General features: G+C 68.9%; 20 protein-coding genes. 6 read left to right on the top strand and 14 right to left on the bottom strand.

Annotated elements, in window-relative coordinates:
• Genes AC07YS_RS26605 through AC07YS_RS26580 form a run of 6 tightly spaced genes read right to left on the bottom strand, consistent with a single transcriptional unit; the run spans position 1 to position 4,898 of the window.
• Positions 1–807, bottom strand: coding sequence for a cyclase family protein (locus AC07YS_RS26605; RefSeq protein WP_095743084.1), 807 nt, complete (start codon positions 805–807; stop codon positions 1–3).
• A gap of 40 nt (positions 808–847) precedes the next feature.
• Complete coding sequence (locus AC07YS_RS26600) at positions 848–1,642, bottom strand: ABC transporter permease (protein ID WP_495269944.1); 795 nt, start codon at positions 1,640–1,642, stop codon at positions 848–850.
• A complete protein-coding gene (locus AC07YS_RS26595; protein ID WP_495269945.1) occupies positions 1,639–2,409 on the bottom strand; it encodes an ABC transporter permease in 771 nt (256 codons plus the stop codon). Before AC07YS_RS26595 ends, AC07YS_RS26600 begins: the two co-directional genes overlap by 4 nt.
• Positions 2,402–3,187 (bottom strand): ABC transporter ATP-binding protein, encoded by a 786-nt coding sequence (locus tag AC07YS_RS26590; protein ID WP_139703481.1) that lies wholly within the window; start codon positions 3,185–3,187, stop codon positions 2,402–2,404. Before AC07YS_RS26590 ends, AC07YS_RS26595 begins: the two co-directional genes overlap by 8 nt.
• Positions 3,184–4,131: an ABC transporter substrate-binding protein gene (locus AC07YS_RS26585; protein ID WP_492738627.1), complete on the bottom strand. Its 948-nt coding sequence runs from the start codon at positions 4,129–4,131 to the stop codon at positions 3,184–3,186. Before AC07YS_RS26585 ends, AC07YS_RS26590 begins: the two co-directional genes overlap by 4 nt.
• Complete coding sequence (locus tag AC07YS_RS26580; protein WP_495269946.1) at positions 4,128–4,898, bottom strand: TetR/AcrR family transcriptional regulator; 771 nt, start codon at positions 4,896–4,898, stop codon at positions 4,128–4,130. The genes AC07YS_RS26585 and AC07YS_RS26580 overlap by 4 nt, the downstream gene beginning before the upstream one ends.
• A 100-nt stretch (positions 4,899–4,998) precedes the next feature.
• On the opposite strand from AC07YS_RS26580, the gene AC07YS_RS26575 reads away from it, so the two are divergent.
• Together AC07YS_RS26575 and AC07YS_RS26570 are read left to right on the top strand one after the other, a co-directional pair.
• Positions 4,999–6,993 carry an acetoacetate--CoA ligase gene (locus AC07YS_RS26575; RefSeq protein ID WP_495269947.1) on the top strand — a complete coding sequence of 665 codons (1,995 nt, stop codon included), beginning with the start codon at positions 4,999–5,001 and terminating at the stop codon, positions 6,991–6,993.
• Between the two features lie 31 nt (positions 6,994–7,024).
• Positions 7,025–7,468 (top strand): YbaY family lipoprotein, encoded by a 444-nt coding sequence (locus tag AC07YS_RS26570; protein ID WP_095747385.1) that lies wholly within the window; start codon positions 7,025–7,027, stop codon positions 7,466–7,468.
• Between the two features lie 31 nt (positions 7,469–7,499).
• Here AC07YS_RS26570 and AC07YS_RS26565 read toward each other — a convergent pair whose 3' ends face one another.
• A complete protein-coding gene (locus AC07YS_RS26565) occupies positions 7,500–9,464 on the bottom strand; it encodes an adenylate/guanylate cyclase domain-containing protein (protein WP_495269948.1) in 1,965 nt (654 codons plus the stop codon).
• Positions 9,465–9,690: 226 nt separating this feature from the next.
• Positions 9,691–10,404, bottom strand: a complete 714-nt coding sequence (locus tag AC07YS_RS26560; RefSeq protein ID WP_495269949.1) for a 2OG-Fe(II) oxygenase — start codon at positions 10,402–10,404, stop codon at positions 9,691–9,693.
• A gap of 120 nt (positions 10,405–10,524) precedes the next feature.
• Between AC07YS_RS26560 and AC07YS_RS26555 the strand changes: the two genes are divergently transcribed.
• A complete protein-coding gene (locus AC07YS_RS26555; protein ID WP_495269950.1) occupies positions 10,525–11,031 on the top strand; it encodes a GFA family protein in 507 nt (168 codons plus the stop codon).
• 35 nt (positions 11,032–11,066) lie between these two features.
• On the opposite strand, the gene AC07YS_RS26550 is transcribed toward AC07YS_RS26555, so the two are convergent.
• From AC07YS_RS26550 to AC07YS_RS26535, 4 genes are all read right to left on the bottom strand, one after another.
• The gene (locus AC07YS_RS26550) at positions 11,067–11,999 is read right to left on the bottom strand and encodes an AraC family transcriptional regulator (RefSeq protein ID WP_070061451.1); all 933 of its coding nucleotides are present in this window, start codon (positions 11,997–11,999) and stop codon (positions 11,067–11,069) included.
• Between the two features lie 95 nt (positions 12,000–12,094).
• Positions 12,095–12,823: a nucleotidyl transferase AbiEii/AbiGii toxin family protein gene (locus AC07YS_RS26545; RefSeq protein WP_495269951.1), complete on the bottom strand. Its 729-nt coding sequence runs from the start codon at positions 12,821–12,823 to the stop codon at positions 12,095–12,097.
• The gene (locus AC07YS_RS26540) at positions 12,816–13,286 is read right to left on the bottom strand and encodes a helix-turn-helix domain-containing protein (protein WP_495269952.1); all 471 of its coding nucleotides are present in this window, start codon (positions 13,284–13,286) and stop codon (positions 12,816–12,818) included. The genes AC07YS_RS26545 and AC07YS_RS26540 overlap by 8 nt, the downstream gene beginning before the upstream one ends.
• 87 nt (positions 13,287–13,373) lie before the next feature.
• The gene (locus AC07YS_RS26535; protein ID WP_095948490.1) at positions 13,374–14,276 is read right to left on the bottom strand and encodes a LysR substrate-binding domain-containing protein; all 903 of its coding nucleotides are present in this window, start codon (positions 14,274–14,276) and stop codon (positions 13,374–13,376) included.
• A 185-nt stretch (positions 14,277–14,461) separates the two neighbouring features.
• Between AC07YS_RS26535 and AC07YS_RS26530 the strand changes: the two genes are divergently transcribed.
• From AC07YS_RS26530 to AC07YS_RS26520, 3 genes are read left to right on the top strand one after another with little or no spacing between them, the layout of a single operon-like run.
• Positions 14,462–15,661: an acyl-CoA dehydrogenase gene (locus AC07YS_RS26530; protein WP_062470370.1), complete on the top strand. Its 1,200-nt coding sequence runs from the start codon at positions 14,462–14,464 to the stop codon at positions 15,659–15,661.
• Between the two features lie 8 nt (positions 15,662–15,669).
• The gene (locus tag AC07YS_RS26525) at positions 15,670–16,908 is read left to right on the top strand and encodes a CaiB/BaiF CoA transferase family protein (protein WP_492699807.1); all 1,239 of its coding nucleotides are present in this window, start codon (positions 15,670–15,672) and stop codon (positions 16,906–16,908) included.
• A 13-nt stretch (positions 16,909–16,921) separates the two neighbouring features.
• Positions 16,922–17,380 carry a VOC family protein gene (locus AC07YS_RS26520; RefSeq protein WP_495269953.1) on the top strand — a complete coding sequence of 153 codons (459 nt, stop codon included), beginning with the start codon at positions 16,922–16,924 and terminating at the stop codon, positions 17,378–17,380.
• Here the strand turns inward: AC07YS_RS26520 and AC07YS_RS26515 are convergent.
• Together AC07YS_RS26515 and AC07YS_RS26510 are read right to left on the bottom strand one after the other, a co-directional pair.
• On the bottom strand, positions 17,377–17,835 hold the full coding sequence (locus tag AC07YS_RS26515; RefSeq protein ID WP_495269954.1) for a CopD family protein: 459 nt from the start codon (positions 17,833–17,835) through the stop codon (positions 17,377–17,379). The two genes, AC07YS_RS26520 and AC07YS_RS26515, sit on opposite strands and share 4 nt — an antisense overlap.
• A 56-nt stretch (positions 17,836–17,891) precedes the next feature.
• Positions 17,892–18,869 (bottom strand): LysR family transcriptional regulator, encoded by a 978-nt coding sequence (locus AC07YS_RS26510; protein ID WP_493194739.1) that lies wholly within the window; start codon positions 18,867–18,869, stop codon positions 17,892–17,894.
• Between the last annotated feature and the right edge of the window lie 113 nt (positions 18,870–18,982).

Below are 18,982 nucleotides of genomic sequence, written 5' to 3'. Positions count from 1 at the left end.
TCACACCGACGCCATCAGCGCGTCATCGAAGATCGCCACCGCGCGCGTCCAGCCCGCCGAGGCGCCGCGGATCTTGTGCGGGAAGCAGCTGATGAAAAAGCCCGTGGGCGGCAGCACCTCGAGGTTGTGCAGCTTCTCGATGTGGCAGTAGCCGATGTCGCGCCCGGCCTTGTGGCCTTCCCAGATGAGCGAGGCGTCGTGCGTCTCGCCGTACTTCTTGGCGGTGTGCACGAAGGGCGCGTCCCAACTCCAGGCGTCGGTGCCCGTGAGGCGCACGCCGCGCTCCAGCAGATACATCGTCGCTTCGTAGCCCATGCCTGCGCCGGCCGACACGTAGTCGGGGTTGCCGTAGCGCGAGCCGGCGCGCGTGTTGACCACCACGATCTCCAGCGGGCTCAGCGTGTGGTTGATGCGCTTCAGTTCTGCTTCGACGTCGGCAGCCGTGACCACGTAGCCGTCGGCGAAGTGGCGAAAGTCGAGCTTCACGCCGGGCTGGAAGCACCACTCGAGCGGCACGTCGTGGATGGCGATGGCGGGCTTCTTCTCACCCAGCGCCTTGTCCATCGTCGAGTGGAAGTGATACGGCGCATCGAGGTGCGTGCCGTTGTGCGTGGACAGCTGCACCAACTCCACGGCCCAGCCTTCGCCGTCGGGCAGGTCTTCTTTCTTCAGGCCGGGAAAGAAGGGCTCGATCTGCTCGAAGGTGTGCTCGTGCGTGAAGTACTGGATCTTCGGCGCGAAGGCCGGCGGATCGGACAGCACGTCGTTTTCGAGAAAGATCGACAGGTCGACGAACTTGCGTGGCATGGCGAGGCTCCTTGTGGGGTGTTGGATTGGAGGGCATTGGTCAGGGCTGCTGCCAACGCAGCAGGCGCTTTTCGGCAAAGGCCAGCAGCGCGTTGCTCACGAAGCCGATGAGCCCGAGCAGCACGATGCCGGCGAACAGATCGCTGGCACGGAAGGCGCGCGCCGCCAGCAAGATGGCCTGGCCCAGGCCGCTTTGCGAGGCGATCATTTCGCCCACCACCGCGACGATGAGCGCGATGGTCAGCGCCAGCCGCATGCCGGCCAGGATGTCGGGCATGGCATTGGGCAGGCCCATCTTCCAGATGTACGCGGCGCGCGACATCTGCAGGCAGCGCGCCACTTCCGACAGGCGCGGTTCCACGGCCGCGAAGCCGTGCACCGTGGCCAGCAACACCGGCCACATCGCGCCGAAGGCGACCACGAACAGCACCATGCCGGGGTTCAGCCCGAAGATCGAAATGGCCAGCGGCAGCAGCGCCGAAGCAGGCAGCGGACGGATGAACTCCAGCGTCGGCTGCACCCAGGCGCGCACGGCGGGCGACACGCCGATGGCCGCGCCCAGCAGCACGCCGAACAGCGACGCCAGCAGCCAGCCTTCGACCATGCGACCGACCGTGGCCTGCGTGAAGGCGAGCAGCTCGCCGTTGCCTGAATTGCCGGAAGAGAGATTGAGCCCTTCGAGCAGGCTCGCGAAGGTGGCCTGCGGCGTCGGCAAAAACACGCGGCTGACCCAGCCCGCGTTGCTCGCCACCCACCACAGCGCGATCAGCGCGAGCAGCACGGCCACGGAGCCCAGCCATCCCAGACCCAGTCGGCCGTTGCGGTGGTTGTTCATGGCTGCACCCCCATGCGGCGTGCGACCCAGGCCTGCAAGCGCACCATGCCCGCGTTGACTGCGAAGCCCACCACGCCGATCCAGCCGAGCCACGCGAGCATCAGCGCGGGGTCGAAGCTCTGCTGCGCGATCATCATCGCGTAGCCCATGCCGTGCGGATTGGCGGCGATCTCGACCGTCACCGCCACCACCAGTGCCACGGCCACACCGAGGCGCAGCGCGACGAACAGGCGAGGCACGATGGCCGGCAGCACGATCTTGAGGGCACGTTCGCGCGCCGACAGCCCGAGCACGCGGCTCACCTCGAGCAGCCGGGGCTCGATCTGCTGCACCGCCGACTGCACCAGCACCAGCAGCGGCCAGAAGGTGGCGAAGGCGACGATGGCCACTTCCATGCGCACGCCGAAACCGAAGCCCAGCATCGCGAGCGGGATCAGCGCGACCGACGGCACAGGGCGCAGCACCTCGATGGACACGGCGCCCAGCTGCGCCGCACGGCGCGAGAGCCCGAGCACCAGCCCGAGTGCAATGCCGAGCACCGCACCCAGCAGCAGGCCCAGCGCCGCCGTGCCCAGCGTGAAGCCCGTGGCCTGCCAGAGCGAGCCGTCCATGGCCGCGCCGACGAAGGCCTTGGCTGCTGCGCTCGGCGGCGCCAGCGCATCGCTGCCCAACGCCGCCGCGCGCCGCGCGTACCACTCGAAGGCACCGACCAGCAGCGCGGGAAACACCCACGGCCGCAACCAGCGCAAGAGGCGGCCTTCAGTCATGGCCCTGCTCGATGAAGGCGAACAGTTCACGCCGCAACTGCAGGTACTCCGGATGCTCCTTGGTCGTCAGCTGGTCGCGCGGGCGCGGGATCTTCACGTCGATCATCCGCGCCAGGCTCGGCCGCCCCGGCCCGGGGTTGGCCTGCAGCGCGATCACGCGGTCGCCGAGGTAGATGGCCTCTTCCAGGTCGTGCGTGACGAACAGCACCGTGAGCCCGTCGTCGCGCACCAGCCGCGCGAGCTCGTCCTGCAGGCTCTGGCGCGTGAGTGCGTCGAGTGCGCCGAAAGGCTCGTCCATCATCATCAGCTCGGGCTTCTGCGCGAGGCAGCGCGCAATCTGCGCGCGCTGCTGCATGCCGCCCGACAGCTGCACCGGAAACTTGTGCGCGTGCTTGGCGAGCCCGACCTTGCCGAGCACGTCGGCAATGCGCGGCGCGCGCTCGGCCGCGGGCACGCCCGCGGCTTCGAGCGCGAGGCTCACGTTGCCTTCGACCGTGCGCCACGGCAGCAGCGCGCGGCCGTAGTCCTGGAACACGAAGGCCACTTCGCGCGAGGGCGCCGTCATCGGCACGCCCTTGCGCCGCACCTCGCCGGCACTGGCGGTGACGAGGCCGCTGGCCGCGCGCAGCAGCGTGGTCTTGCCGCAGCCGCTCGGGCCGACGATGCAGACGAACTCGCCACGCGCCACGTCGAACGAGGTGGGCGACAGGATCTCGCGCCCGCCGAGGCGGATGGTGACGCCGTCGAAGCGCAGGAAGGAATCGGCGGCCGCGCTCACTTGGCGATCAGCTTCGCAACGTCGATGTTCGTCTTGAGCATGTCCTGCTCCTTCATGAGCCCGGTCCAGTAGCCCAGCTGCTTGTCGGTGACGACCGGGCCGGGCGGCGAGACCTGCACCTTGGCCAGCACCTCGGGCGGCAGCTTGATGTACTTGCCGATGGCCGTGCGCACCTTGGCGTCGTTCTTCGGCTGCTGGATGAAGGCGCCGGCCTCGACCAGCGCCTCGCGGAAGGCGCGCGCGGTGGCGGGGTTCTTCGCCACCCACTCGCGCTTGGCCGCGTGCACGATGGTCTGGTTGTTCTCGGGCAGGAAGGTCGAGTAGTACGAAGCCACGTAGCCCGCGCCGCTCTCGGTGATGCGGCTCATGAACGGGTCGGCCGACACCACCGCATCGACCGAGCCGCCGCGCAGCAGGTCGGCATGCTGCGGGAACGCGGCCTCGATGAAGTTGACCTTGCGGTAGTCGACGCCGCTGTCCTTCAGCCACGCGCGGAAGGTCACGTGCAGGAAGGCACCGAGCCCCGGCACGCCGATCTTCTTGCCCACGCAGTCCTGCGCGCTCTTGATGCCCGAGCCCGCGCGCGCCACGAGGCCGAAGCCCGTGATCGTCTTCGAGGTGAGGCCGCCGCCGGCCACCAGCACCAGGTCGAGCCCGCCGTCCACCGCCTGCAGGAACACCGAGGGCGTGGGCCCGCCGATCTGCAGCGAGTCGGACTGCAGCGCGGCCGGGATGGTGGAGTTCAGCGGAATGAACTTCAGCTCCACGTCGAGGTTGCGCTTCTTGAAGTAGCCCTCTTCGGCCGCCACGAAGACCGAGGCGAAGTCGGTCACCGCCGTGTAGCCGAACACGATCTTCGGGTGGGCCTGCTGTGCGCGCGAAGGCAACGAGGCGGTGGCCGATACGGCCGCGAGCGCCGACAGCAGGGTGCGTCTTTTCATCATGGCTGGGGTCTCCTGGGGATGGTCTTTTTCGTGCGTGAGGACTTGGCGACGACGGTCTTTGACGCCGCCTTCGGCTTCGGCAGCGCGGCGCGCAGGCCGCCGGCGATGAAGTTCACGAGCATCGGCGCCACGGCCGGGTCGGCGCGTGTGTTCTCGCCGCGCGAGAGTCGTTCGATGCGGCTGTCGGTCAGGTGGTGCAGCAGCGCGCCCAGCGCGAACTGGTAGCCCCATGCGACCTGGCTGCGCGTGGCGTGCGGGAGTGCCACGTGCAGTGCGTCGATGTAGGCCTCGGCCAGCGGGTCGAAGTAGCCGCGCAGCACGCGGTCGGCTTCTTCAGTCGCGTGGTACAGCTCGCGCGCCACCAGCAGCGCGTAGTACTCGCCCTCGGTGCTCGCGCGCAGCGCCAGCACGGGCGCGGTGAAGGCCTCGATGATGCGCGTCAGCGTGCGCGCGTCGTCGGGGTCGATGGTCACGGCCGCCAGGCGCGCCAGCCGCTCGTCGATGGTGTGGCTCCAGTGTTCGAAGATCGCGTGGAACAGCTCGTGCTTCGGGCCGAAGTAGTAGCCCACCAGCGCGAGCGGAACGCCCGCTTCTTCGGCGATCTGGCGGATCGTCACCGCGTGGTAGCCGTGCTGCGCAAAGAGCTTTTCGGCCGCCAGCAGGATGGCCTGGCGGCGGTCGGGCCGCGCGGGCTCGGGCGCGACGGTCGGGGCGCGTGTTGCAGGCGAGGCGCTGCGTTTTCGGGCCGGCGGTGTGCGAGCGTTCATGGGGGCGTATTGAACGGCTGTACAAAAATGTTGAACACACGTACAAACCCTGAGGTCAACCCTCATTGAGCACGGCCGTTCGCGGCGCTACGCTCGTGGCATGCCCGCTCCCAACATCCCCCAGATCCGCCTTTATCAGAACTGGCTGCGCGACACGCGCGGCCTGGCCTTCGACAGCTACGACGCGCTGTGGCGCTGGTCCGTCACCGACCTCGATGCCTTCTGGCAGAGCATCTGGGACTACGCCGGCCTGCACTCGCCCACGCCGCACACCGCGGTGCTCGCCGAACGCCGCATGCCCGGCGCGCGCTGGTTTCCCGGTGCGCAGGTCAACTACACGCGCGAGGTGCTGCGCCACGCCGACGCGGCCCATGCGGCCGGCCTGCCCGCGATCGTGAGCGACAACGAACGCGGCGAGGTGCGCGAGCTGTCGTGGCCCGAACTGCGCCGGCAGGTGGCCTCGGTGGCGCTCACGCTGAAGTCGCTCGGCGTGCGCCGCGGCGACCGCGTGGCCGCCTACATGCCGAACGTGCCCGAGACCATGGTGGCGTTTCTCGCGTGCTCCAGCATCGGCGCGGTGTGGAGCGTGTGCGCGCCCGACATGGGCACGGCCGCCGTGGCCGACCGCTTCCGCCAGATCGAACCCACGCTGCTGATCGCAGTCGACGGCGTGCACTACGGCGGCAAGCCGCTCGATCGCAGCACCGTGCTGCAGGAGCTGCGCGGCCAGCTGCCGAGCGTGCAGAAGCTGCTGCTCGTGCAGTCGCCCTTTGCTGCGAACGCGGTGGCGCACGACGTCGAATGGCAGCAGGCCATTGCGCGCGACGACGCCGAAGTCGCAGCCTTCGAGCCCGAGTGGCTGCCCTTCGACCACCCGATCTGGATCGTCTATTCGAGCGGCACCACCGGCCTGCCCAAGCCCATCGTGCACGGGCAGGGCGGCATCCTGCTGACCATGCACGCCTGCGGCCTGCACAACGACGTGGGCGCGAGCTACGGCGCCAACAACTTCGGCGAGCGCTACCACTGGTACAGCTCCACGGGCTGGGTGATGTGGAACTCGCAGCTCTCGGGCCTGGCCTTCGGCGCCACCATCTGCATCTACGACGGCAACCCGGCCGGCAGCAAGGACAAGCCCGACTGGGGCGTGCTGTGGCGCTTCGTGGCGAAGCACCGCGTCACCTTCTTCGGCGCGGGCGCGGCCTACTTCACCAACTGCATGAAGGCCGGCCTCGTCGCGAAAGACTGCGGCGACCTGTCGCGCGTGCGCGCGCTCGGCAGCACCGGCTCGCCGCTGCCCGACGAGGTGCAGCGCTGGGGCTCGCAGCAGATCCTCGACGCGGGCTCGACGGCGGTGTGGTGGTGCAACATCTCCGGCGGCACCGACTTCTGCGGTGCCTTCGTCGGCGGCAACCGCGAGCTGCCCGAAGTGCCGGGCCAGATGCAGTGCCGCGAACTCGGCCATGCGGTCGAGGCCTGGAACGAGCAGGGTCAACCGGTCGTCGGCGAGGTCGGCGAGCTGGTGTGCACGCAGCCCATTCCGTCGATGCCGCTGTACTTCTGGGGCGACGAGGGCAACGCGCGCTACGTGTCGAGCTACTTCGACACCTACCCGGGCGTGTGGCGCCACGGCGACTGGATCAAGGTCGGCAGCGACGGCGGCTGCATCATCTACGGCCGCAGCGACGCCACCATCAACCGCCAGGGCCTGCGCATGGGCACCAGCGAGATCTACAGCGCGGTCGAAGGCCTGCCCGAGGTGCTCGACTCGATGGTGGTCGACCTCGAATACCTGGGCCGCGACAGCTACATGCCGCTGTTCGTGGTGCTGCGCCCCGGCGTGGCGCTCGACGAGGCCATGCGCGCGCGCATCAACAACGCGATCAAGACCTCGCTGTCGCCGCGCTTCGTGCCCAACGACATCTTCCAGGTGGCCGAGATTCCGCGCACGCTGTCGGGCAAGAAGCAGGAGCTGCCGATCAAGAAGCTGCTGCTGGGCCAGCCCATCGAGAAGGTCGTGAACCGCGAGGCGATGGCAAACCCCGGCAGCCTGGATTGGTATGTGGCTTTCGCCGCACAGCGGGCCTCCGCATAATGGGGCGATGAAAAGACGCACCAGCCTCCTCATGCTCTCCGCCGTTGCCGGCGCCTCCGTCCTGAGCGCTTGCGCGGGCGGCTCGCCGGGCACGCCGGCCCAACCCGCCGCCGCACCGCTGCGCGTGACGGGCACCGTGGCCTACCGCGAGCGCATCGCGCTCGACCCCGCGGCCGAAGTGCGCGTGCAACTGCTCGACGTGTCGCGCATGGATGCGCCCTCGGTCGTGCTCGCCGAGCAGCGCATTCCCGCCAACGGCAAGCAGCCGCCCTTCGCCTTCGAGCTCAGCGTCGATGCCGCGCGCATCGACCCGCGCATGCGCTACGCCGTGGCGGCGCGCATCACGCGCGGCGAGCAGCTGCTGTTCATCAACGACACGCAGTATTCGGTGCTCACGCAGGGCAACGGCACCAGCGCCAACCTGATGTTGGTGCGCGTGGCCACGCCACCGCCGCCGCCGCGCCCCTCGCGCTGATCGACCGACCCGCGCGACAGGCTCGCGCGGATCAGGTCAGCAGTTCGTGGAGCACCATGCGCGTCTGTCGGCCGCGCAGCTCCACCAACTCTTCGATGCGCCGCGTGGCCAGCCGGCCATTCAGGGCCGCGTAGGTGACTTCCGAGATCAGCATGCGCGTGCCCAGCTGGCGGTTCGCGCCTTCGATGCGGCTGGCCACATTCACCACGTCGCCGAACGCCGTGTACGACAGCCGGTCGTTCGAGCCCAGCACCCCCGCCACCACCACGCCCGTGTGAATGCCGATGTGCGTGCGGAACTCGGGCAGGCCCTGTTCGGCCCACTGCCGGTTGAGCTGATGCATCTCGGCGTGCAGCTCGAGTGCGGCGCAGCAGGCCTTGTACTCGGCGTCTTCCAGGTCGGCCGGCGCGCCCCACAGCACCATGATGCCGTCGCCGATGAACTTGTCGATCACGCCGCCGTGGCGCGCGAACACCGCGGCCGCGAGGTTGAAGTACTCGGTCAGCTGGCGCACCAGCACATCGGCCGCGATCGATTCGGAGATCGACGTGAAGCCTTCCACATCGGTGAACATCACCGTCACCTGGCGCGGCGAGCCGTTGGGCGCGAGCGCGTGGCCCTGCGCCACCAGCTGGTTGATCACGTCCACCGGCACGAACTTGCTGAAGGCCTTGAGGCTGCGCGCCGAGTCGTCGAGCGCCTGGTCCAGGTGCTGGATTTCGAGCACGCGGCTGGGCTCGCGCGGCAGGTCGTCGAGCTCGAGGCGGCCGATGCGGTGCGCGATGCGTGAGAGGTTCTCGACCGGCGCCGTCACCAGCTTCGAGAGCTTCAGCGACATGTACAGCGCCAGTCCCAGGAACACCAGCGCCAGCAGCAGCGACCACGCCACCGCGCGGCGCAGGCCACCCAGCAGCACGTCTTCGGGCACCCAGCTGACCAGCTGCCAGCCGGTGGCGGGAATGCGCGAGGCCTGCACCAGGTAGCGCCGCCCCTCGTGGCTGAAGGCGAAGGCCTTGTCGCTGCCGCTGCCGGCGATGCCGTCGGTCACCATCTGTGCGTTCAATGCGCCGAGCGCGCCCGTGGGCGCTTCCAGCGTGTGCAGCACGCCCGGCATGTCGCTGCGCGCGAGCACCTTGTGGTCGGCGCTCAGCAGCGCGCTGTTGCCGTTGCCGTTGCGGCTGAACAGGCGCACGAACTCCGACAGCCGGCCCAGCGACACGTCGCCCGCCACCACCATCGCCTGTGGGCTGCCCTCGGCCTGGCGGCGCTGGCTGGGCAGCGCGTAGGTCACGCCCAGTTCCTGCGCGGCGGCGAATACATAGGGGACGGTCCAGACCGGACCCTGCGTCTTGCGCGCCTGCACGAACCAGCTGCGCTGCGTCGGGTTGTAGTTGCTGCGGTAAGCCTCCACGCGCTGTGTGGCAAAGCGCTGCTGCACGTCGGCCTCGGAGCCCAGCGGCAGCTTGTACTGCCAGGTCTCGGTGGTGAAGCCGTCGCCGCGCGCGATGTGCCGGATCGCCGGCACCGGGTAGCGCAGCGCCATCAGCATCTTGCCCTCGACGTTCGCCACGTAGACGCTGTCGAGTTCGGGCGATTGCTGCAGCAGCGTCCACAGGAGCTCGGCCGTGCGGTCCACGTTCTCGCCCGCGGGCGTGAGGCTGGGCGAGCTGCCGATCGCGCCGACCGCCGACTCGGCCTTGGCCAGGAAGGCCAGCACCTTGTCTTCAGTGCGGTCGTGGTTCGACTTGTGCGCGGAGGTGCCGATCGTCGTCACCAGCCGCTGCGAGCCCCAGTAGCCCAGCGTGACCAGCAGCAGCGACTGCGCGAGCGCCACGGCACTGACGATGGAGCCGACATCGACCCGGAAGCGACGCGGGCGTCGGGGCGGTGGGATTTCAGCGGAAGAGGGTGACGGAGACGGTGGCAACGGCGTGGTGACGTGCGCGAAAGACGGGCGACCCGCCGCATCCGGAGGCCCGGACGATTCCTTGTACATACAGCTCCCTGACGACAACTCGGAACGGACCCCGGCTCCTCCTCACGAGGTCGTGGTCCGGCGTCCGGAGGGGGTTGCGGGGCCGATCGTGTGCGCCGGCCATCCTGGCAATCCCCCGGATGCGCGCGGGATTTTCGCCTGTATTTGGTACATGTGTGCAACTTTGCACGCTTGGTGCGATGTTGCTGCGCCCGAGGGCTTGATTGCGAACGGACGTTCGTTCTATTCAGCGCGCGTCGTGAAAGATCAGGCCCAGCGTGTGGCGTTGCCCGCTGCGCACGCGGCTCACGCCGTGGCGCATCGTCACGCGGTAGCTGCCGCGCGTGCCCGCCACGGGCCGCTGGTTCACCGCGAAGATCACGGCCTCACCCTGCGCGAGCGACACCACCTCTGCGCGCGACTGCATGCGCGGGCGCTGCTCGGTCAACACGAACTCGCCGCCCGTGAAGTCTTCGCCGGGCCGACTCAACAGCACCGTGAGCTGCAGTGGAAATTGCAGGTCGCCGTACAGGTCCTGGTGCAGGCAGTTGTAGTCGCCCTCGCCGTAGCGCAGCAGCAGCGGGGTGGGGCGCAGCTGTCCCGCTGCGTGGCAGCGCGCGAGGTAGGCCGCGTGGTCCGGCGGGTAGTCGGCCGGCTGGCCCATCGCAGTGGCCCAGGCATTGGCCAGCGGCGCGAGGCGCTCGTACAGCGCGCTGCGAAACGCCACGAGTTTGGACGGTAGCGGGTTCGCGAAGTACTGGTACTCGCCCTGGCCGAAGCCGTGGCGCTGCATGACCACGCGGCTGCGAAAGCGCGCGCCTTCGTCGTACATGGTCGTGAGCGCGGCGCATTCCGCGGGCGTGAACAACGCCCCGGTGACGGCACAGCCGCGCGCGGCGAGGTCGGCATCGATGCGGGGCCAGTCGAGGGCGTGGATGCGGGCGGCGACGGAAGAACTCATGCGGGCAGTGTCGCGCGGCCGCCGGGTGCGGGCTCGCCGTTTTCGGACGCGGGTTTCGGTGGGGCAGTGTCCGGCTTGAGCGATCATCCCGGAGACCCAGCCTGAAAGCATTCACATTCAATGAGCACCCAGAACCACACCCCCCAAGACACCGCCAACGACTGGCAACTCCCCTGGACCGGCGGCTGCCGCTGCGGCCAGGTGCGCCTGCGGATCACCGCGCCGCCGCTGCTGGCCATGGCCTGCCACTGCACCGGCTGCCAGCGCATGAGCGCCAGTGCGTTCTCGCTGTCGTTGGCCATCCCCACGCCGGGCTTCGAAGTGGTGTCGGGCGAACCCGTCATCGGCGGGCTGCACGGCGAGGAGTCGCACCACTTCTTCTGCCCGCATTGCAAGAGCTGGATGTTCACGCGCACCGAGGGCATGGACTATTTCGTCAACCTGCGCGCCACCATGCTCGACCGGCACGAATGGGTCGCGCCCTTTGCGGAAACCTGGACCGACGAGAAGTTGCCGTGGGCCACGACGCCTGCGAAGCACAGCTTCGGCACCTTGCCTGCGATGGAGGCCTTTCCGGCGATGATCGAAGCTTATGCGCGGGAAGGCGCCCGGCCCGCGAAGGGCTGATCGCGCCGCGCTGACCAGTTGCCGTCCCGCGCCTTTCAGAGCGGCGCGATCGGAATGCAGATGTCGCATTCGAACGCGCTCGTCTTCTCGTCGAAGGCCATGTCGGGCGCGTAGTACTCGAACGCGGGCCGGCTGTCGAACTGGAAGCCGCTCGCGGGCAGCCAGTCGCGCATGAGGCGCGTCCATGCGTCGTTGATCTCTTCGGGCAGGCCCTGGAACCGCAGCGCGGCATAGCGTCCGCCCGGCAGCACCGTCTTCTGGAAGCCGCCATCGGGCACGAAATCGTCGGGCACTTCCACGCAGGCGTCGTAGCGCGAGTGCTCGGGTGCGGTGATGCTCGGGTCGTCGTGGCTGATGCCGTAGCGCGCATGCGACCACAGCTTGTGCGCGCCGATCCAGGGCGCGGCCTTCTCGGCCCAGAACGCGCCCACCGGCGCGCCGAACGGGCCGGTGTAGCGCAGGTAGGCGATGGTGACGGGAGAGCGGGTGATCAGTTGGACATTCACGGGTGGCTCCTGATGATGCGCGGCGTTGCGCGATGGAGATCCATTCTTCGTGAAGCCGTGCAGGGCGATCTGATCAGGATTGCTATTGCGTGAGGGGTCGTCGCAGGGCAAGGACCAGTCGTGCGATGCACGCCACGCGCTGGGCGCGCTGCCGAAATGCGCGCGGAACGCGCGGGTGAACGCCTCACCCGAACCGAAGCCCACCGACACCGCCGCCTCGAGCACCGACAGGCGCGGCTGTGTCGCGAGCCGCAGCGCGGCCACCTCCACGCGGCGGCGCCGGATGTAGTCGCCCAGCGTCTCGCCGGCCCAGGCTGCGAAGAGGCGATGGAAGTGGTACGCCGAGAAATGCGCCACGTCGGCCAGCGCCGCGAGATCGAGTGCCTCGTCCAGGTGGTCGTCGATGTGCGTCAGCACCTTGTGCATGCGCCATTCGTACTCGGAGCGGCTGTCGCGCGGCATGGCGCGCATTCTCAACCTTGGCGGGCTTGCGCGAGCAACCAATCACTGAACAACTTCAGCAGCGGCCGCTGGTCGTACATCGCAGCGGGTGTCTCTCAAGTGCCGGGGCTGCGCTTCGCGCGCGGCGTTCGCGGCAGCAGGGCCTTGATGTGCTTTCGCAGCAAGGCCGGCGCAATCGCGGTCATCTGCAGCATGTGCATGCACCGCTCCATGCGTCCGGGCCGCTCCAGCAGCGCATCGGCCGCCTTCGCAAGATCGGCATCGATGCTGTCCCCGTAGGCGAGCCGCGCCTTGCTTGCCGCGCGCTGCAGCAAGGGCTTGCCGGGCTGCATCATCGCCAGGTCGATCAGGTCGCGGCTGAACACGCTGTCGTCGGCCCAGCGGTCGGAGTTGGCGAGCAGCTTGCTCGCCGCCATGTCCAGCGGCGTGAGGGTGGCGATGCCGTCGATGCGGTCTGCAGCACCGGGGGCTTCGAGTGCAATGCGTGCCTCAAGCACGATCTCGAACTTGATGTCCGTCTCGCTCACGCGAACGGCGCTTCGGATGCCGTATTGATCGGCGCGCACCTCGCGGACCTGCTGCAAGGTCGCGCCTTCCCGGGCCAGTGCGCGCAGCCCCTCGCTGCTGGTGGCGAGCTGGCGCAGGCAACGGTAGCCCGCCACATCGGACACGAGGAAGTCGATGTCCACCGACTCGCGGTATTCGCCATGGCGCAGCGCGATGGCGGTGCCGCCGCCGAACAGGCAATGGTTGTCCGCCAGCAGGGGCGCATTCAGCGCCGCGAGCACCTCGGCCACCTGGCGATGGTGTGCGCGCTCAAACATCGAGTGGCTTTCGGCCCAGCAGGCGGGCCAGCTCGGCCAGCAGCTGGCGTTCGTTGGCCTCGAGCGCGGACGGATCGGCGTGACGCCAGTTGCGCTCGTAGGTGCCCCAGGCCTCTTCGGGGGTGAGCTCTGCATCCGCCGGCAATTGCCATGCGAGGCGGCGCAACTGCGCGAAGTCGCCCACCCGGACGGTCTTCGTCGGCGTGTGTGAAGACGCCGGCGTCGCCATCTCCTTGGCGGTACCTGCGATCGGCGCCGTCACTTCGACATCCAGACCCAATGCCGCCAGGGCGTTCATGTAGGCCCCCATCGTGACGGAGGGCTCGCCGCGTTCGATGCGATGCAGCGTCATGCGCGACATGCCCGCCGCCTCGGCGGCCGTGGTGGCGCTGATCCTGAGCGACTTCCGACGGGCATGGATATGCCGGCCGAACGCTTCAAGGCGTCGGTTGGCTCTGTCCAAGGTCGGCGGGGCGGCGGATGGCATATGTGTATCTCATATTAGGCAAAACTAATGAAATGTCTAGTACGAGATACATCTTTGGCTGCTTCAACCTTCGCGCGCCTGCCCCAACAGCCAATCACTGAACAACTTCAGCAACGGCCGCTGGTCCGCCCGCTCCGGCGTCACCAGGTAGTAATTGCGCTCGCCCGACAAGGGCCGCGGGCAGGCCACCACCAGCTCGCCGCGCGCCAGTTCGTCGGCCACCAGCATGGTCGGCATCAGCGCCACGCCCAGGCCGTGTGAGGCCGCCGCGGCGAGGATCGAGAACAGCTCGTAGCGCGGGCCGCCGCGGGCGGTGGGCGCGTCGACCTGCTGCGCGTCGAACCACTGGCGCCAGCCGTCGGGGCGGGTGCTCTGCTGCAGCAGCGGCATCTGTGCGATGGCTTCGGGCGATACGGCCTTGCCGTGGGGCAGCAGCGAAGGGCTGCACACGGGCACCACGTCTTCATGCATGAGCAGCAGCGCGCGCGTGCCGGCCCAGTTCTCGACCTGCGCGGGCGTGCCGGCGTACAGCGCGGCGTCGAACTCCGCGTCGGCGAACAGAAAGGGGCGGGTGCGCGTCTCGATGTGCACCACCACGTCGGGCTGCAGCGCCGCAAAGCCGCGCAGGCGCGGCACCAGCCAGCGCGTGGCGAAGGTGGGCACCGCCGCCAGCGACAGCGACCCGCCTTCGCCCTGGTGCGCCATGGCGTCGAGCGTGTCGCGCTCCATGGCCTCCAGGCGGCGGGCGATCTGGCGCGCGTAGGCGGCGCCGCTGGCCGTGAGCGCCACGCCATGCCGCGTGCGGCGGAACAGCGCCACGCCCAGGAAGGCCTCGAGCGCCCCGACCTGGCGCGACACCGCGCTCTGCGTGAGCGCCAGTTCCTGCGCGGCGCGCGTGTAGCTCTCGTGGCGCGCGGCGGCGTCGAAGCACACGAGGGTCTGCAGGGGCGGGATCTTGCGGCGCATGTATGCCGGAAGTGTATGACTGGCGGATTGGTTTCACCAGTAAATCAACAAGATGTATCTCTCAAGATGTGCGTCAGACGCATATCTGGGTGAGGATTCATCGTTTGCACCGGGCCTCCTGCGTGGCTACGATCGACCGCATTCCCCCTTCTTTTGTTTCTTCTTCCTTTTCCGGAGACATCCACATGGCCGCCAAAGCGCAATTCCACTGGGACGACCCCCTTCTTCTCGACCAGCAACTGACCGACGAAGAACGCATGATCCGCGACGCGGCCAACGCCTACTGCCAGGAGCGCCTGGCGCCCCGCGTCATCGAAGGCTTCCGCACCGGCGAAACCGACCCGGCCATCTTTCGCGAAATGGGCGCGCTCGGCCTGCTCGGCCCGACGATCCCCGAGCAGTACGGCGGCCCCGGCCTGAACTACGTGGCCTACGGCCTGATCGCCCGCGAAGTCGAGCGCGTCGATTCGGGCTACCGCTCGATGGCCAGCGTGCAAAGCTCGCTGGTGATGGTGCCGATCTTCGAATTCGGCACCGAAGCGCAAAAGCAGAAGTTCCTGCCCAAGCTCGCCACCGGCGAATGGATCGGCTGCTTCGGCCTGACCGAACCCGACCACGGCTCCGACCCCGGCAGCATGGCCACGCGCGCCAAGAAGGTGCCGGGCGGCTACTCGCTCAGCGGCTCGAAGATGTGGATCAGCAACTCGCCCATCGCCGACGTGTTCGTCGTGTGGGCCAAGGAAGTCAGCGAAAGCGGCACGGTCGGCCCGATCCGCGGCTTCGTGCTCGAAAAGGGCATGAAGGGCCTGACCGCCCCCGCCATCCACGGCAAGGTCGGCCTGCGCGCCAGCATCACCGGCGAAATCGTGATGGACGGCGTGTTCTGCCCTGAAGAGAACGCGTTCCCCGAAGTGCAAGGCCTCAAGGGCCCGTTCACCTGCCTGAACAGCGCCCGCTACGGCATCTCGTGGGGCGCCATCGGTGCCGCCGAAGACTGCTGGCACCGCGCCCGCCAGTACACGCTGGACCGCAAGCAGTTCGGCCGCCCGCTCGCCGCCAACCAACTCATTCAAAAGAAGCTGGCCGACATGCAGACCGAGATCACGCTGGGCCTGCAAGGCAGCCTGCGCCTGGGCCGCATGAAGGACGAAGGCATTGCCGCGGTCGAGATCACCTCGATCATGAAGCGCAACAACTGCGGCAAGTCGCTGGACATCGCCCGCATGGCGCGCGACATGATGGGCGGCAACGGCATCAGCGACGAGTTCGGCGTGGCCCGCCACCTGGTGAACCTGGAAGTGGTCAACACCTACGAAGGCACGCACGACATCCACGCGCTCATCCTCGGCCGCGCCATCACCGGCATCGCCGCTTTCGCGAACTGAACGAACGCATGAGCACCAAGCCCGCAGCACTCGACGGCATCAAGGTCCTCGATCTGTCCCGCGTGCTCGCGGGCCCGTGGTGCACGCAGATCCTCGCGGACCTGGGCGCCGACGTCGTCAAGATCGAACGCCCCGGCGTCGGCGACGACACGCGCACCTGGGGCCCACCGTTCGTGAAGGACGCGAACGGCCACGACACCGACCAGGCCAGCTACTTCACGTCCTGCAACCGCAACAAGCGCTCGGTCACCATCGACATGGCCACGCCCGAAGGGCAGGCGCTGCTGCAGCAGATGGCGGCGCAGGCCGACATCGTGGTCGAGAACTTCAAGACCGGCGGCCTGAAGCAGTACGGCCTCGACCAGGAAAGCCTGCGCGCGGCCAACCCGCGCCTCATCTATTGCAGCGTGACCGGCTTCGGCCACGACGGCCCCTACGCCGAGCGCGCCGGCTACGACCTGATGATCCAGGCCATGACCGGCATGATGAGCATCACCGGCCGCCCCGACGGCGAACCCGGCGGCGGCCCGCTGCGCGTGGGCGTGGCGCTCACCGATCTCTTCACCGGCGTGTACGCCAGCACCGCCATCCTCGCGGCGCTGCAGGTGCGCGACCGCACCGGCGAAGGCCAGCACATCGACATGGCGCTGCTCGACGTGGGCATGGCCATCCTCGCCAACCAGGCGAGTGCTTTTCTCAACACCGGCAAGGCGCCGGGCCGCCAGGGCAACACGCACCCGAGCCTCGCGCCTTACCAGGACTTTCCGACGCAGGACGGCGCGATGCTGCTGGCCATCGGCAACAACGGCCAGTTCGCGCGCTTCTGCGAAGCTGCCGGCCACGCCGGGTGGGCCGCCGACGAACGCTTTGCGACCAACACGCTGCGCGTGAAACACCGCGGCGTGCTGATCCCGATGATGGAAGAGCTCACGCGCACCCGCACCACCGCCGACTGGGTCGCGCTGCTCGAAGACAAGGCCGTGCCCTGCGGCCCCATCAACGACATCGCGCAGGCCTTCGACGACGCGCAGGTCAAGTCGCGCGGCCTGGCCGTCACGCTGCCGCGCGATGCGGGCGACGGCATTGCCAGCATCACCGGCGTGGCCAGCCCGCTGCGCCTCACGGCCACGCCGCCGGTGCTGCGCCGCGCACCGCCCGCGCTCGGACAGCACACGCAGGAGGTGCTGGCCGAGATGGGCGTCGACGCCACGCGCTTCGAGGCATTGCGCGCCGCCGGGGTGGTCTGACACACTGGCGGGCATGACGCGCCCGCCTGATCCGTCGTCTCCTGACACTGCCACCGACGCAGCCCCGTTCGCGGTGCTGCGCATCGACCACGTCGTGCTGCGCGTGCGCGACGCCGCGCGGTCCATGGCCTTCTACTGCGACGTGCTCGGCTGCACGCTCGAGAAGCGCCGCGACGACCTCGGCCTTGTGCACCTGCGCGCCGGCAGCAGCCTCATCGACCTCGTCACGCACGACGGCAAGCTGGGCCGCCAGGGCGGCGCGCTGGCCGGGCGCGAGGGGCGCAACGTCGATCACCTCTGCCTGCGCATCGAGCCCTTCGACGAGGCTGCGATCCGCGCGCGCATGGCGCGGCACGGCGTGCCGGTGCAGGGCGAGGTGCAGAACAACTTTGGGGCCGAAGGCAGTGGTCCTTCGATCTACATCGAAGATCCCGATGGCAACGGCGTCGAGCTGAAGGGCCCCGCGGCCTAAGCGCCGCGCCCGATCACCGCCACCGCGAACACCACCACGCCCAGCGCGAGGTTCAGCGTCACCAGCTGGCGCACGGTGTTGAGCCGCGCCGCCGCCACGGGCCAGGCGCTGTCGTCCACCGCGCGGCGCAGGGCGCGGAACACCGAGGCACGGATGTAGACGTAGACCGCCGCCATCACGAGCGCGATGCCCATCATGGCCTCGACGCGCCAGTGCACGGCGCGAAAGCCGCCGGTCGCGAGGATCATCGCGAAGCCGCTCGCGAACAGCAGCGTGACCGACGCGTCCACCCCGATGAAGAAACGCCGCAGCGTCGCGGCCATCATGCGCAGGCGCAGCGGCGGCTCCAGCGTGGCGACAGCGGCGGGGCGCACGGCGAAGTGCATGACGGCCATGCCGCCGACCCAGAAGGCGGCGCACAGCAGGTGAATGAAGAGGGGAGCGAGGTAGGACATGGGGTCCGATCAGAACACCGAACCGTGCGCGCACGCAACGCAAGCCCCCATGCCCTTCAACCCGTCGCGCCGCGCCCGCGCGTGCTCGCACGGGGCTTGCCGATGCCCGTGCCCGCGATCGAATCGGCATAGCGCTTCATGTCCGCCACCACCTGGCGCAGCAGCGCCGCCGCGGCTGGCGGCAGCAGGCGGCCGTGGCGCGACACGATGTGCGAGCGCCCCTGCGACAGCAGCGGGTTCTTCATCGGCAGCTCGACCAGCGACGGGTGGTCGGCGTTGGGCGTGAGCGAGATGCGCGTGCCCAGCGTGTAGCCCAGGCCCGCCGACACGAAGTGGCCCAGCGCGCTGAACGAGGTGGTGGTCAGCAGCGCGGGCAGCCGCACGCCCTCGCTGATCTCGGCCGCCTCGATGTGCTGGCGCACGCCGAAGTTGCGGTGCAGCGTGGCGCCGGGGTAGGGCAGCAGGTCGGCCAGCTTCAGCGGGCGATCGAGTTGCGCGAGCGGGTGCGAGCCCAGCACCATGGCCTGGATCGGCTGCGCGTGCGACTGGTGCGAGGTGAGCCGCTCGTCCTTCGGCGGCTGGAACAGCATGCCGATGTGGGCACGTTCCTCGATCACGCGGCGCACGATCTCGTCGGTGCTGGCGACGTCGAGGTTCACCGTGATCTTCGGGTGGCTGGCCATGAAGATGCGCAGGCTGTGCCGCATCAGCCAGTCGACATAGCCTTCGCCGGCCACGATGTCGATGTGGCCGCTCTCGATCTTGCGGATGCTGTCCATCTGCGCCAGCAGGTGCTGCTTCTGCCCCTGCTGCCTGCGTACGTAGCCGGCCAGCAGCTGGCCCGCGTCGGTGGGCACCACGCCGCGTCCGTGGCGCTCCAGCAGCGGCAGGCCGCACTCGGTCTCCAGGATGCCGATGGCGCGGCTCACGGCCGACGGGTCCATGTCGAGCACGTCGGCCGCGCCGCGCACCGAGCCGCTGTCGAGCACCTGCATGAAGTAGCGCACCCGGCGGGTGTCGAGCTTGTCGTCCATGGCGGTCGTCTCCGAGTGTTGCATTCAATGCAACGATTATCCTTATTTGCGGTCATTGATGCAAGAGGCTCGCCGCCCGAAACTCGCCGGCACCCCTCGAAAACGCCCCATCC

Source organism: Variovorax sp. GW458-11-26-14-LB1 (assembly GCF_059423965.1).
Note: the sequence above shows the minus strand (reverse complement) of the source record. Positions and strands in the feature narration are given on the sequence as shown.